This window comes from Pseudomonas putida (assembly GCF_026625125.1).
Taxonomy (GTDB): domain Bacteria; phylum Pseudomonadota; class Gammaproteobacteria; order Pseudomonadales; family Pseudomonadaceae; genus Aquipseudomonas; species Aquipseudomonas putida_X.
Genome location: NZ_CP113097.1, coordinates 2405227 through 2418161, shown reverse-complemented (window position 1 = coordinate 2418161; position 12935 = coordinate 2405227). Strand labels below are relative to the sequence as shown.

Annotated in this window: 11 protein-coding genes; 6 read left to right on the top strand and 5 right to left on the bottom strand. The window is 65.0% G+C overall.

The features are described 5' to 3' along the window. Window positions 1-6: 6 nt before the first annotated feature. Window positions 7-1734: an FAD-dependent oxidoreductase gene (locus OSW16_RS11130; protein ID WP_267823065.1), complete on the top strand. Its 1728-nt coding sequence runs from the start codon at window positions 7-9 to the stop codon at window positions 1732-1734. A gap of 393 nt (window positions 1735-2127) precedes the next feature. On the opposite strand, the gene OSW16_RS11125 is transcribed toward OSW16_RS11130, so the two are convergent. The 3 genes from OSW16_RS11125 to OSW16_RS11115 form a co-directional block, all read right to left on the bottom strand. Next, window positions 2128-2943, bottom strand: coding sequence for a sugar phosphate isomerase/epimerase family protein (locus OSW16_RS11125; protein ID WP_267823063.1), 816 nt, complete (start codon window positions 2941-2943; stop codon window positions 2128-2130). 51 nt (window positions 2944-2994) lie between these two features. Next, complete coding sequence (locus OSW16_RS11120; protein ID WP_267823061.1) at window positions 2995-4047, bottom strand: Gfo/Idh/MocA family protein; 1053 nt, start codon at window positions 4045-4047, stop codon at window positions 2995-2997. A 168-nt stretch (window positions 4048-4215) separates the two neighbouring features. Continuing rightward, complete coding sequence (locus OSW16_RS11115) at window positions 4216-4992, bottom strand: IclR family transcriptional regulator (protein ID WP_267823059.1); 777 nt, start codon at window positions 4990-4992, stop codon at window positions 4216-4218. Between the two features lie 185 nt (window positions 4993-5177). Here OSW16_RS11115 and OSW16_RS11110 point away from each other — a divergent pair, with 185 nt between their 5' ends. Both OSW16_RS11110 and OSW16_RS11105 read left to right on the top strand, forming a co-directional pair. Further along, window positions 5178-6890, top strand: a complete 1713-nt coding sequence (locus tag OSW16_RS11110; protein WP_267823057.1) for an FAD-dependent oxidoreductase — start codon at window positions 5178-5180, stop codon at window positions 6888-6890. A gap of 185 nt (window positions 6891-7075) precedes the next feature. Beyond that, window positions 7076-7342 (top strand): hypothetical protein, encoded by a 267-nt coding sequence (locus OSW16_RS11105; protein WP_241805915.1) that lies wholly within the window; start codon window positions 7076-7078, stop codon window positions 7340-7342. 63 nt (window positions 7343-7405) lie between these two features. Here OSW16_RS11105 and OSW16_RS11100 read toward each other — a convergent pair whose 3' ends face one another. Continuing rightward, window positions 7406-8575 carry a YegJ family protein gene (locus OSW16_RS11100; RefSeq protein WP_267823053.1) on the bottom strand — a complete coding sequence of 390 codons (1170 nt, stop codon included), beginning with the start codon at window positions 8573-8575 and terminating at the stop codon, window positions 7406-7408. Between the two features lie 275 nt (window positions 8576-8850). Here OSW16_RS11100 and OSW16_RS11095 point away from each other — a divergent pair, with 275 nt between their 5' ends. Both OSW16_RS11095 and OSW16_RS11090 read left to right on the top strand, forming a co-directional pair. Continuing rightward, the gene (locus tag OSW16_RS11095) at window positions 8851-10077 is read left to right on the top strand and encodes an MFS transporter (RefSeq protein WP_267823051.1); all 1227 of its coding nucleotides are present in this window, start codon (window positions 8851-8853) and stop codon (window positions 10075-10077) included. Between the two features lie 89 nt (window positions 10078-10166). Next, window positions 10167-11084: a pyridoxal-phosphate dependent enzyme gene (locus tag OSW16_RS11090; RefSeq protein ID WP_267823049.1), complete on the top strand. Its 918-nt coding sequence runs from the start codon at window positions 10167-10169 to the stop codon at window positions 11082-11084. Between the two features lie 51 nt (window positions 11085-11135). On the opposite strand, the gene OSW16_RS11085 is transcribed toward OSW16_RS11090, so the two are convergent. After that, complete coding sequence (locus OSW16_RS11085) at window positions 11136-11594, bottom strand: metallophosphoesterase family protein (RefSeq protein ID WP_267823047.1); 459 nt, start codon at window positions 11592-11594, stop codon at window positions 11136-11138. A 236-nt stretch (window positions 11595-11830) separates the two neighbouring features. Here OSW16_RS11085 and OSW16_RS11080 point away from each other — a divergent pair, with 236 nt between their 5' ends. Beyond that, window positions 11831-12928, top strand: a complete 1098-nt coding sequence (locus OSW16_RS11080) for a carboxynorspermidine decarboxylase (protein ID WP_267823045.1) — start codon at window positions 11831-11833, stop codon at window positions 12926-12928. The last annotated feature ends 7 nt before the right edge of the window (window positions 12929-12935 follow it).

Sequence of the window (12935 nt, the reverse complement as noted above, 5' to 3'; positions counted from 1 at the left end):
GCGCCCATGCAACCCCTTGAGTGTGACGTACTTGTCATCGGCTCCGGTGCCAGCGGCCTGGCTGCGGCGGTTACCGCCGCGCACCATGGCCTCAAGGTGATCGTGGCAGAAAAAGCCCCCCGGCTCGGCGGCACCAGCGCCTGGTCGGGCGGTTGGCTATGGATACCGAGCAACCCCCTGGCCGTGGCCGAAGGCCTGGTCGAAACCGCTGATGCAGCGCAGCGCTACCTGCGCGCCCAAACCCGCGTAGCGGAACTGGACGCACGTCAACTGGCGTTCCTGCGCCATGGCCCGGCGATGGTGGCGTTTTTCCAGCAGCACACGTGCGTGCAATTTCAGTGCGGTGCGAAGCTGCCCGACATGCATGAAGGCGACGGCAGCGCGCGCGGTGGTCGCGCCCTGTGTGCACTGCCCTATGACGGCCGCCTGCTCGGGCCCTGGATACACCGGCTGCGGCCACCGCTGGACATCGTCAGCCTGGGCGGCATGGGCATTGCCGGTGGCATGGACATGGCCGCTTTCTTCAATGCCCGGCAATCGCCCAGGGCGGCTTGGCATGTGGCCAAACGCCTGTTGCGTCACGGGCGCGATCTGTTGCTGCACCGGCGCGGCCTGCAACTGGTCAACGGCAACGCGCTGGTGGCCCGCCTGCTGCGCAGTGCCCTGGACCTGGGCGTCACGCTGCTGACCGACAAAGCGGCCATTGCCTTGCTGGGCGATGCACGCATCACCGGCGCGCACTGCGCCGATGGCCAGCGGATCCATGCGCGGCGTGGCGTGGTGCTGGCCTGTGGCGGTTTTGCCCATGACCGCCAGCGCATCGCACAGCTGATGCCGCACGCGCCCGACGGCGTTGGCCATTACTCTGCCGCGCCGCCGGAAAACAGCGGCGATGGCCTGCGCCTGGGCGAGCAGGCCGGCGCCCAGGTCGGCACCAACCTAGCCCATGCCGGTGCCTGGGCGCCGGTCTCGCAAGTGCCGCGTAACGATGGCAGCGTTGGCCATTTCCCGCACCTGATAGACCGCGCCAAGCCTGGTTTCATTGCAGTGCGCAGTGACGGTCGACGCTTTGCCAATGAAGCGGACTGCTACCACGACTTCATGAATGCCCTGTTCGCCGCTACGCCAGAGGGCGAATCCTATGAGGCCTGGTTGATCTGCGACCATGCCGCGCAGCGTCGGTATGGCATCGGCTGGGCAAAGCCGTTTCCCTTTCCTGCCCGCTTCTATGAACGGCGTGGCTACCTGTTGCGTGGCAACGACCTGGCGCAACTGGCCGCGCGCAGTGGCATCGATGGCCAGCAGTTGCAGCGCACGGTGGCGCGCTTCAACCAGCAGGCGGCGCAGGGTGTGGACCCTGACTTTGGGCGCGGCGCCTCGGCATACAACCGGGCGCAGGGTGAGCCGCAGCAGGCCCCGAACCCTTCGCTGCGGCCCCTGCTGCACGGGCCTTTCTATGCAGTGAAGTTGCTGCCGGGCAGCCTCGGGACCTTTGCCGGGCTGGGCACCGATGCTTCGGCCAGGGTGCTCGATGATGCAGGGCAAGCCATACCGGGGTTGTTTGCGGTGGGTAATGACATGCACAGCATCATGGGCGGGCATTACCCCAGTGGCGGTATCACGCTGGGGCCAGGGATGACTTTCGGATACCTCGCAGGCCTGGCGCTATGCGGGTTGCCGCAGCCGGAGCGGGACTGTTCCGGGGTTGGTGCGGCTGCCTCAACCAGTCTCTAGAATTGAAGGCATTTGAGTGGGATCCGGCTTGCCGGCGATGCAGGTGCTGCGGTGCATGGCACCGGCTTCGCCGGTGATCGCCGGCAAGCCGGCTCCCACCGCGACCGCGCAGTTCTTTAGGTTTGCGTTTTACCTATGAGAGCAACCGCCTGACCCAATTTCTAGAAGTCGACACAAGTCATGGGCAGCTGGCTTGCCGGCGATGCAGATGCTGCGGTGCATGGCACCGGCTTCGCCGGTGATCGCCGGCAAGCCGGCTCCCACCGCGACCGCGCAGTTCTTCAGGTCTGCGCTTTACCTTTGCGAGCAACCGCCTTACTCAATTTCTAGAAGTCGACACAAGTCAGGTGGGAGCTGGCTTGCCGGCGATGGGCCGCGAAGCGGCCCCTTGGCTCACATCGATGCCAGCACCGCCCGGGCCTTCTCCAGCGCCATCCGCGCACGCTGCTCGCCACTGACACCCTGCACCAGCAGTTGCCGCGTGGGAATCTCCAGGCTTAGCGGAACGCTCGCTGGCAACCCACGCAACAGCCCCGCCAGGTCGGCATCACCCTCCCCCGGGAAACGCCGCTCGTTACGGGCCTGGCGCAGGATTTCATCCATGTCGGCCGGAACCGGCCCAGCCACGTCGCACAACTGGGCGTAGCGCATGCGCTGCGGGGCCAGCCGCGCCAGGTCGTCGAGCGACGACCCGGAGCGGTTGAAGTGAAAGGCATCCACCAGCACGCAACCGTTCGGGCGGTCTGCCTTGGCAACGATGCGCATGGCCTGTTGCAGGTCGCGGACGTCGGTCCAGGGCATGAACTCCAGATGCGGATGAATACCGTAGCCGGCCGCCAGGTCGCACAGTTCCGCGAAGCGTTCGGTGAGGCGCGCCTCATTCGAGTCGTTACCGGCAACCAGCAGTTCGCTGCCGCCCAGCTCGGCACCGACCGCCAGCATCGGCTCGAAATCGGCCACGCAGGTGTCGGGCTCAAGGCGCAGGATTTCCAGATCCAGGACTTTGATACCGGTGTCACGCAGGCGCGCCTGGGTCTGGCGGCGCAGCTCGGCGTCGCTCACTAGCGGGAAGTGCTGCTCTTCGCTGGTCGCTGGCACCAGGCGCAGGCCAACGTGGCTGTAACCGGCACGGGCGGCGGCTTCGACCATCGCCGGGGGTGACAGCTCCAGTACGGTGAGCGCGGCCAGGGAAAAGATTCGATCAGTCATGGGGGTTACCTGCAGGCAAAGGGGTACGGGGAGGAAGCACGCACGCGCGGCTCACACGATGATCTCTGGCGTGCAAGCCCGGCCGCTGGCGGCTGCCTGGCGGATCGCCTCGATCAACGCCAGGGTGCGGCCACCGTCAGCGGCATCGGTCAGCGGCGCTTCCTGCCCACGGGCAACACGGACAAAGTGCTGCAACTGCAGGGTCAGTGCCGCACCCGCCGGAATACCCACGTCACGCTGCAGCAGCGGTGTATGCCAGCCCGAGTTTGGCTCGGCGTATTGCCAGTGCTTGAGCTGGGGGATGCTCAGCGCCCCCCGGGTGCCGGCCAGCAAGTAACAGGGTTGGTCCGCCTGGCGCGGATAGACAGGACTTTCACCCGAGCTCAGCTCCCAGCTCCACGGCGCTGCCACCGCGTCGGAGCCAGTCAAGCTGCCCAGGGCACCGTTGGCGAACTCCAGCAGCACTGCCGCGCTGTCCTCGTTGGCAAACCCGCGCACCTGGTTACGGGTGAACGCCTGCACCTGTACCACCTCACCGCACAGGTAGCGCAGCAGGTCCAGGTCGTGGATCAGGTTGGTCAGCAGAAAGCCGGCGCCGGGCTCGCGGCGCCACGGTGTGTCGAAATAGCTGTCGGGTTTTTGCAACTGCCACAGCGCGGTGACGTTGACCAATCGGCCCAAGGCCCCTTCGGCGATCACGCTGCGCGCGCTGGCAATCAGGGGGTTATGCCGCCGGTGGTGGCCGACCAGCACCGGCACGCCGCAGCGGCGCGACGCCTCCACCAGCGCACGCACTTCATCCAGGTGCACCCCTACCGGCTTTTCCAGCAGCACCGGCACGCCGGCTTCAACACAATCGAGGGCAGTGGCCACGTGCAGGTTGTTCGGATTGGCCACGATCACGGCCTCGGGCCGCACAGCCTGCAGCATCTGCCGGTGATCGGCGAAATACGCCACCCCGCACTCGGCGGCAAAGGCTTCAGCCTGGGGGCCGGGGTCGGCCACCGCGCATAACTGGGCTTGCGGTACCTGGCTCAGGTGCTGGTAATGCTGGCGTCCCATGATACCGGCGCCAATCAGGGCGATGCGAAGGGGTGAGTTCAACGGGCAGTCCTCTAGCGTTTATCGTTGTTGTTGTGAAAATTCCAGAACAGGGTTCCAGAATCATCTTTCGCTAATTTAGAACTGCGGTCCGTTTTGCAAAAGGACGCCTTGCATAGTGTGTGCGGTAATCGACCAGAGATTTAGACGCATCCCCCCGCTGCAGCCCATTCAAGCGAACAACTCGCTCGCCTGGCTGGCCTCCGACAATTCCTCCACCGCCGCCAACAACAGCGGCGCCAGCTCCGGCAAGCGCGCCTGGGAAAGGCGCGCACTGGGGCCGGCAATGCTCAGCACACCAATGACGTCGTTGCCATGCGACCGGCGCACCACTGCAGCCAGGGCCGAAGTGCCGACTGCCGAGGTTTGCTCGACCCAGGCATACCCCCGCTGACGGGCGCCAGCCAGGTAGCCCAGCAGCTGTTCAGTGGAGCGCGGGGCGTTGGGGCCGAACTGCTCGGGGTCGGCAATGCCCTGGCGCAGGACCATCTGCAACGCCTCGTCATCACTGAGGCTGGCCAGCCAGGCATGCCCCGAGGCGGTGTAGAACAGGGGCGCATCGCGGCCCATGTCCGGGTCGTAACGCAACCCGGAACGGGCGCCCTGGGATTTGGCGATCCAGGTCTGGCGGGCGCCGTCGATAACGCCCAGGCGCACCAACTCTCCGCTGTCCTGAGCCAGGCGGTCGAGGATCGGCTGGATGATGTCAGCGCCGCTGCTGGACAGGTAGCGAAAGCCCAACGCCACCAGCTTGGCCGACAGTTGGTAGCGGTTGTTGTCACGGTTCTGGCGGACGTAGCCCAGGCGCGTAAGGTCGGCGAGCATGCGGTGGGCGGCGCTCTTGGGGATCTCCAGCCGGTCAGCGAGGGTTTGCAGGGCCAGCCCCTGGGGCTCGGCGGCAAGGCTTTCTACAAGACTGAAGGCGCGTTCGATCTGACTACCAGCCATGACGGGGTTTCCTGATGAAAAAGGCGAATTCTGGAAGATGATTCCATATCCTCGCCGGCCTCCGCAGGGCAGCACGCCTTAAGTGTCCGATTATCGACCATTAATTACCGGCATCACTTGCATACCGCTGGGTCAGGCAAGAAGAATATGGAACCTAGTTCCAATAATAATGCCGGAGACCCGCGATGCCCACCGACAACTTGCAAGCCGAATGCGATGTACTGGTCATTGGCTCTGGCGCCGCCGGGCTGGCCGCTGCCGTCACGGCAGCCTGGCATGGGCAACGGGTTACCCTCGTGGAAAAAGACGCGGTGTTTGGCGGCGCCACTGCCTGGTCCGGCGGATGGGCCTGGGTGCCGCGCAACCCGCTGGCGCGTCGTGCCGGTATCGAGGAAGACATCGAGCAACCTCGCACGTACCTGCGCAACGAACTGGGCGCCCATTACGACGCGCAGCGCATCGACGCCTTCCTTGAAGCCTGCCCGCACATGGTCGCCTTTTTCGAGCAACATACGGCCCTGCAGTTCGCCGATGGCAACGCCATCCCCGACATGCACGGCGATACCCCTGGCGCCGCCATCGGTGGGCACCAGGTCATCGCCGCCCCCTATGATGCCCGCCAGCTGGGTGCGCTGTTGCCCCGCTTGCGCAGGACCCTGCGCGAAACCTCGTTCATGGGCATGCCGATCATGGCCGGCGCCGACCTCGCCGCCTTTTTGAACATGACCCGCTCCCCCCGCGCCTTCTGGCATGTGTGCAAACGCTTCGCTCGCCACCTGTACCACCTCGCCCGCCATGGCCGGGCCATGCACCTGGTCAACGGTGTGGCACTGGTGGCGCGCCTGGCCAAGTCGGCTGAAGACCTGGGCGTGCGCCTGCTCGAGTCTGCGCCGGCCAAACGCCTGCTGATGGAGGACGGTCATGTGCGTGGCGCGGTGATCGCCACCGCGCAGGGCGACCTCACCCTGCGCGCCAACGCCGTGGTGCTGGCGGCCGGTGGCTTTGCCCATGACCCCGAGCGGCGCCGGCAATTGTTCCCGCGTGATGCCAGTGGCCACGACAACCTCGCGCTGCCGCCGCGGTCGTGCTCCGGGGACGGCCTGCGCCTTGGTGAAGCCGCCGGCGGCGTGGTGGCCACCGACCTGAAGTCGGCGGTCGCCTGGGCCCCGGTGTCGAAGGTCGCGCACCGTGATGGCAGCGTCGGCCACTTCCCGCACATCATCGAACGGGGCAAGCCCGGCATCATCGGTGTGCTGGCCAACGGCAAGCGCTTCGTCAACGAGGCGCACGGCTATTACGACTATGTCGCAGCCATGCTCGACGCCCTACCGCAGGAAGAAGAAGCCTGTTCGTGGCTGATCTGCGACCATCGCTTCCTGCGCCGCTACGGCCTTGGCCATGCCCGCCCCGCCCCGCTGCCAGTGGGGCCGCACCTGCGCAGCGGCTATCTCAAGCGCGGCGCCAGCCTGGAAATGCTGGCCCGCGCCTGCGGCATCGACCCTGCGGAGTTGAGCGCCACGGTCGCCGAGTACAACCGCCACGCACGCCAAGGCCAGGACCCTGAATTCGGGCGCGGCAGCACCCCGTTCAACCGCAAACAGGGCGACCCGCACCACAAGGGGCCCAACCCCTGCGTCGCGCCGATCGAGCACGGCCCGTTCTACGCGGTAAAGGTGCAGCCCGGCTGCTTTGGCACCTTCGCGGGCCTGCGCACCGACGGGCACGCACGTGTGCTGGATGAACAGGGCCAGCCCATCGGCGGCCTGTATGCCGCGGGCACCGACATGGCCAGCGTATTCGGCGGCTGGTACCCGTCCGGGGGTATCAACCTGGGGCCGGCGCTGACGTTCGGTTATGTGGCCGGCCGGCATATCGCCGGGGCCCAGGCGTATGAGTAAGCCAGCCCGGCGGTACTTCGCCGCCGCCGCCCTGCGCCGTTCAGGGCCCGGAGCAGGCGCCCCCGGGAAAACCGGCTAAGCTCGGGGCTGCGAGCCACAGCAGTGCTCGGCACAGCTTTGCAGGACCATCGTCGCTCGGGCGATCCACACCGACGGGCCGTTACCGGCTCAAAGAGGGTGCAGCAATGGCGACAATCGAGACAACAGCGCTCGCTCAGGGGCTGCAGCAGGTGGAAAACAGCTGGCAGGCTTATCTCGCTTCACAAAAGCGCACACAGGGGCTGACGGGCAAACAGCTCAGCTCAGCACTCAAGGCCTGTACCCGCGATTACATCAGGTTCCAGAACCAGAGCCAGCAGTTCTACGCCGAAGTGCGCAAGCGCGTGGGGGATGCTGAAAAGCTGGAGCTGGACCGGGTGCTTTACCCCCACTACTTCACCGACAAACACTGAGCCGTCTACAAGGCCAGGCACCTGGTTGCGCGAACCGGCGCAGCAGGTGCCGAGGCGGCGACGTTAATAAGACCCGCTAACGTAGCGCAGCAATTGATCGTGCAGCACCCAGGCAAGAACAACGGCGCCTGTAATGGCACCGACATCCAGCGCCCGGCTCGCTCCCCATTGCGGGGTGCGCAGGCGCAGCCTGATATACCAGGGGCCTGTGCAAGAAGCGACACCGACGCTCAGCAGGAGAATGGCACCGACAAAGTCCCAGGTACTGGCCACTTCAGCGCCACGGCCCGCCCACACGGCACGCAAGGGAACAACGATCAAGTAATAAAGCCAGGCCAAGGCCAGCGCGACCAGCGACAAGCCGATCGGCCATAATGGCAACCCTTTGCTGGCGACCGGCTCGCCCCCCTGAGCCATATCGCATTGCAACAACTCGGCAATCCGTGGCCAGCCTGCTTCAGCTGCCAATGCCTGCGCACTCTGGCCTTGGCTGTTCGCTGCCCGAGGGTCAGCCCCGTGACGCAGCAATGCATGTACCACCGGGTAGTTGCCCGCCAGCACCTCCCGGTGCAGCAGCAACCAGCCCCGGTCGTCGTAGTCGCTGATCATCTCGGGGTATTGCCGCAGGCCTTCTTCGACCTTTTCGCGCATGTTCACTGCCATCGGGTGGTCTGTACATTCCAGCGCCGCCAACATCTGCAGGTCTGCCGTGGTGCTCAGCGCGCGAGTGAGCAGCCAAGGCGCCTGGCCGTCCGCGGCAGGTGCCAGTTCGACGCTGCCAGGCTCACCAAAGTCCAGCCCCCAGGCGGCGTCATGCTCGGCACGTTCATCAGCCGCCATGCTGCTACGCAAGGCATCGACGGTGAAACCGCCGTAGACACGACCATCGCGGACGAACATCCAGTCATTGAGTGCGGCAAAAGGCAATGACACCGGGTCAGAGGCCTTGAACTCAGTTGCCCAGCGGGGCTCGTTCAGCAACACCCCGGTGATCGTCTGCCCATCGAAGTCAATGTCCGTCACCCACATGTTCTCGACTGCAGGTATGTCAGGGTTATCCGGATCAAGCACGAAGGACATTTTGACGGCGGCCATATCGAGGCACTTCACGATCCTGCGCGCCTCCCATGACAACTCCCGCCAGAAGAACTTGAAGGTTGCCTGGGCGCTGGCCACGGCTTCCTTGAGTGCCTGGCTTTCACCTTCAACGCTGTAGATAACGTGTTCCGTCATGACTTGCTCGTCCTTGTTGAAACTGCGTGGCTGGCGCCCCGCTGCTGATGAGATGCAGATCATAGCGCACAGGGACCTGTCGTTCCGTGCGCAGCGCACGCTGCATTGCATCAGAGGCGGCTGCCCGGCAAGGGCGCCTCATCAATCGCACTGATGATGACTATCGAAAGGCCCGCCTGTCGGCCCGGCAGACGGGCCCCGTATACTGCCCGCCGGATTCTCCCCCGCTCCACGCGCCTGCTCAAGGCGACACTCCCCCTCTGGAACCCCGCACCATGTCAAATACCAGCCCGGCCCCTGGTGGCCTGCCCGAACACAGTCAGCAAAGCGTCAAACAGCAGTGGCTGGCGATTCTATCGGTCGCCGTGGGCGCCTTCGCCCTGGTGACCAGCGAGTTTTTGCCGGTAGGCGTATTGAACGATGTCGCCAGTGACCTGGGCATCAGTGCTGGCCACGCCGGCCTGATGGTCACCCTGCCCGGCATCATGGCCGCCCTCGCCGCCCCCTTGCTGTCGGTGGGCATCGGCGCCCTGGACCGGCGCTATCTGTTGATCGGCCTGACACTGATCATGATCATCGCCAACGCGGTGGTGGCCTACGCCAGCGACTTCAACCTGCTGCTGTTCGGCCGCGTGCTGCTGGGCATCAGCATCGGCGGTTTCTGGGCTACCGCCATTGCCCTGAGCGGCCGCCTGGCACCCAAGGGGGTGGGCGTTGCCCAGGCCACCTCGATCATCATGGTCGGCGTGACCCTGGCCACCGTGCTGGGCGTGCCGGTAGGCACCTGGCTCAGTGGCCTGCTGGGCTGGCGCATGACCTTCCTGGTCACGGCCCTGGTCGGCGTCCCGGTACTGCTGGCGCAGATCCTGCTGCTGCCGCGCCTGAACCCGGACAAGGCCATCCGCATCAGTGACCTGCCAGCGCTGTTCATCAACCCACAAGCCCGGGTTGGCCTGATTGCGGTGTTGCTGATTGGCCTGGCGCACTTTGCCGCCTACACCTACGTCGCGCCCTTCTTCAAGCAGCATTCCGGTTTCGATGGGCCGACCATCGGCTCGCTGTTGCTGCTGTATGGCGTAGCCGGGGTGATGGGCAATATCTTCGCCGGTTTCGCCGCCAACCAAAGCGTGCGTCACACCCTGTTGCTGGTCGCGTTGATGATCGGCGTCAGCACCGCCCTGTTCCCCCACTTCGCCACCGGCATGACCGGGGCGGCGATGCTGATCGCGCTCTGGGGCTTCGCCTTCGGTGCCTTCCCGGCCTGCGCCAGTATCTGGATGTTTGTCGTCGCGCCCAAGGACGTCGAACGAGGCATGCCACTGTTCGTTGCCATGTTCCAGGTGATCATCGCGCTGGGCTCGTTCTTCGGCGGGCAAATCGTCGACCAGCTGGGCAGCTCGGTGCTGCTGGGGCTGGCCACGGCATTGGTGGGCTGCGGTTTTGTCACGGTGCTGGTGCTGGGGCGCAGCGTCAGCAATAGCGCTGCGGTGCAGGCGTGCTGACAGGCAGGGTGTAATCACCGCACATTCAATGACCTGCAACTGGCCTGCCGCGTTACCATTGGCCCCTACCTGAAGCATGGAGCTACGCGATGACCCTGCATATCCACACCCCGCTGATCGAATCCCGCCCGCTGTCGCTGGCCGCTGGCCGCTCGATCTGGCTGAAGCTCGACGCACTTCAGCCCTGCGGCTCATTCAAGCTGCGTGGGGTGGGCCATGCCTGCGAAGTGCACCATGCCCGGGGCGCCCGCCATTTCGTGTCCTCATCCGGTGGCAATGCCGGCCTGGCCGTCGCCTACGCCGGGCGCCAGCTGGGTGTGCCGGTCACGGTGGTGGTGCCTGAGACCACCACCGAACGCGCCAAGGAACTGTTGCACCTGGAGGGTGCCAAGGTGGTGGTGCATGGCAGCTCGTGGCAGGAGGCCAACGCGTTGGCGCAAACCCTGGTCGGGCCGCACGATGCCTTCATTCACCCCTTCGATGACCCGCTGCTGTGGGCCGGCCATGCCAGCCTTGTGGATGAAGTGGCGGCAACCGGCTACAAGCCCGATGCGGTGGTGCTGTCGGTGGGCGGCGGCGGCCTGCTCAGTGGCGTGGTCGAAGGGCTCAAGCGCAACGGCTGGCACGATGTCCCTGTGCTGGCGGTGGAAACCGAGGGCGCGGCCTCGCTGCACGCGGCAGTGCAGGCAGGTCACCCGGTAGAGCTGCAGCGCCTCACATCGGTGGCGACTTCGCTGGGCGCCAAGCGTGTCGCCGACCAGGCCCTGGCGTGCGTGCAGGAACATCCGGTGCACAGCGTGCTGGTCAGCGATCGCGCGGCGCTTCAAGCCTGCGAGCGGTTTCTGGCGGACCACCGGGTGCTGGTGGAGCCTGCCTGCGGGGCGGCGTTGGCGTTGGCGTACGAGGCCGCGAAGCTGGACGGTTACCAGAACGTGCTGGTGGTCGTTTGTGGCGGGGCTACGGCTACGCTGCAACAGATTCAGGACTGGTTGAAGCAGGTCGCCTGAGGTAGCCCTCACGGCCCAGGTCGCCGGCAAGCCAGCGATCAGGCCGCAGGGTCACTCAAGCAACTGAATGATGCGCGGCTGCACGTGGCTGCGCTCGACTTCGATGACCGCCACCGTCACCGGCAACTTGAACCGCCGTGGCCCGGCACTGCCGGGGTTCAGGTACAACCGCCCTTCACGCCAGTCGATCAATGGCTTGTGCGAATGCCCAGTGATCACCACGCGCACCGCCTCATCCAGTTCGGCTGGCACATCGGCAATGTCGTGCACCAGCAGTGTCTGCCAGCCGTGCATGTCGAAACATCGCTGGTCGGCCAGGCCAGCTGCCCAGGGCAACTTCAGGTCGTTGTTGCCGCGCACCACCTCTAACGGCGCCAACGCCTGGAGTTCGTCAAGGATCTCTGGCTTGCCGATAACACCGGCGTGCACGATCAGATCGCAACCGGTCAGCGCCCTCACCGCCTCGGGCCGCAGCAAACCGTGGGTGTCGGAGATGATGCCAGCTTTCATTCATGGCTCCTGTGCGGCTCTGTCGCATTGCAGCACTTCATCGGATTCTCCTTGTACCGCGCAACCGGTGATTAGGATGGTCATACGGGCCTGTTCCAATGAGCTCGCTGCAGTCGGAAAAATTCCGGTCTATCGGCAACGACCTCGACGAAATGCATATCTCGCCCTTTCGGTATGCAGCAAGTGAAGGCACAATGCGTGTCCTTTTTTTGGCCGGCCTGGCCGGGGGCCTTTAAATGATCAAGACGCCGTATTACCTCATCGATAAAACCAAGCTGCTGAGCAACATGGAGAAGATCGCCTACGTGCGCGAACACTCCGGTGCCAAGGCGCTGCTCGCCCTCAAGTGCTTCGCCACCTGGTCGGTGTTCGACCTGATGCAGCAGTACATGGACGGCACTACATCCTCGTCGCTGTACGAGCTCAAGCTCGGCCGCCAGAAGTTCGCCGGCGAGACCCACGCCTACAGCGTGGCCTGGGCCGACGACGAGGTCGAGGAAATGCTCGAGAACTGCGACAAGATCATCTTCAACTCCATCGGCCAGCTGCAGCGCTTCGCCGAGCAGTCCGAAGGCAAGGTCCGCGGCCTGCGCGTCAACCCGCAGGTCAGCAGCTCCGACTACCTGCTGGCCGACCCGGCCCGCCCGTTCAGCCGCCTCGGTGAATGGGACCCGGAGAAGATCGAGAAGGTCATCTCGCAGATTTCCGGCTTCATGTTCCACAACAACTGCGAGAACGGTGACTTCGGCCTGTTCGACAAGATGCTGACGCACATCGAAGAGCGCTTCGGGCACCTGCTGCACAAGGTCGAGTGGGTCAGCCTGGGTGGCGGCATTCACTTCACCGGTGAAGACTATGCCGTCGATGCGTTCTGCGCGCGCCTGAAAGCCTTCTCGCAGACGTACGGCGTGCAGGTCTACCTGGAGCCGGGCGAAGCGGCCATCACCAACAGCGCCTCGCTGGAAGTGACCGTGCTCGACACCCTGTACAACGGCAAAAACCTGGCCGTGGTCGACAGTTCGATCGAGGCACACCTGCTCGACCTGCTGATCTACCGGCTGAACGCCAAGATGGCCCCCAACGACGGCGAGCACACCTACATGGTGTGCGGTAAATCGTGCCTGGCCGGCGACATCTTCGGCGAGTACCAATTCGATCGTCCGTTGGCCATCGGCGATCGCCTGTCGTTCATCGACACGGCGGGTTACACCATGGTCAAGAAAAACTGGTTCAACGGTTTGAAGATGCCATCCATCGCGGTCAAGCAGCTCGACGGCAGCGTCGAAGTGGTGCGCGAGTTCGGTTTCGACGACTACGTTTCCAGCCTGTCGTAAGACCGGC

Excerpts from the sequence above, each read along its gene's own strand:
- OSW16_RS11130 (WP_267823065.1), top strand. The coding sequence starts at position 7 with ATGCAACCCCTTGAGTGTGACGTACTTGTCATCGGCTCCGGTGCCAGC.
- OSW16_RS11125 (WP_267823063.1), bottom strand. The coding sequence starts at position 2,943 with ATGACTGATCGAATCTTTTCCCTGGCCGCGCTCACCGTACTGGAGCTG.
- OSW16_RS11115 (WP_267823059.1), bottom strand. The coding sequence starts at position 4,992 with ATGGCTGGTAGTCAGATCGAACGCGCCTTCAGTCTTGTAGAAAGCCTT.
- OSW16_RS11110 (WP_267823057.1), top strand. The coding sequence starts at position 5,178 with ATGCCCACCGACAACTTGCAAGCCGAATGCGATGTACTGGTCATTGGC.
- OSW16_RS11105 (WP_241805915.1), top strand. The coding sequence starts at position 7,076 with ATGGCGACAATCGAGACAACAGCGCTCGCTCAGGGGCTGCAGCAGGTG.
- OSW16_RS11100 (WP_267823053.1), bottom strand. The coding sequence starts at position 8,575 with ATGACGGAACACGTTATCTACAGCGTTGAAGGTGAAAGCCAGGCACTC.
- OSW16_RS11095 (WP_267823051.1), top strand. The coding sequence starts at position 8,851 with ATGTCAAATACCAGCCCGGCCCCTGGTGGCCTGCCCGAACACAGTCAG.
- OSW16_RS11090 (WP_267823049.1), top strand. The coding sequence starts at position 10,167 with ATGACCCTGCATATCCACACCCCGCTGATCGAATCCCGCCCGCTGTCG.
- OSW16_RS11085 (WP_267823047.1), bottom strand. The coding sequence starts at position 11,594 with ATGAAAGCTGGCATCATCTCCGACACCCACGGTTTGCTGCGGCCCGAG.
- OSW16_RS11080 (WP_267823045.1), top strand. The coding sequence starts at position 11,831 with ATGATCAAGACGCCGTATTACCTCATCGATAAAACCAAGCTGCTGAGC.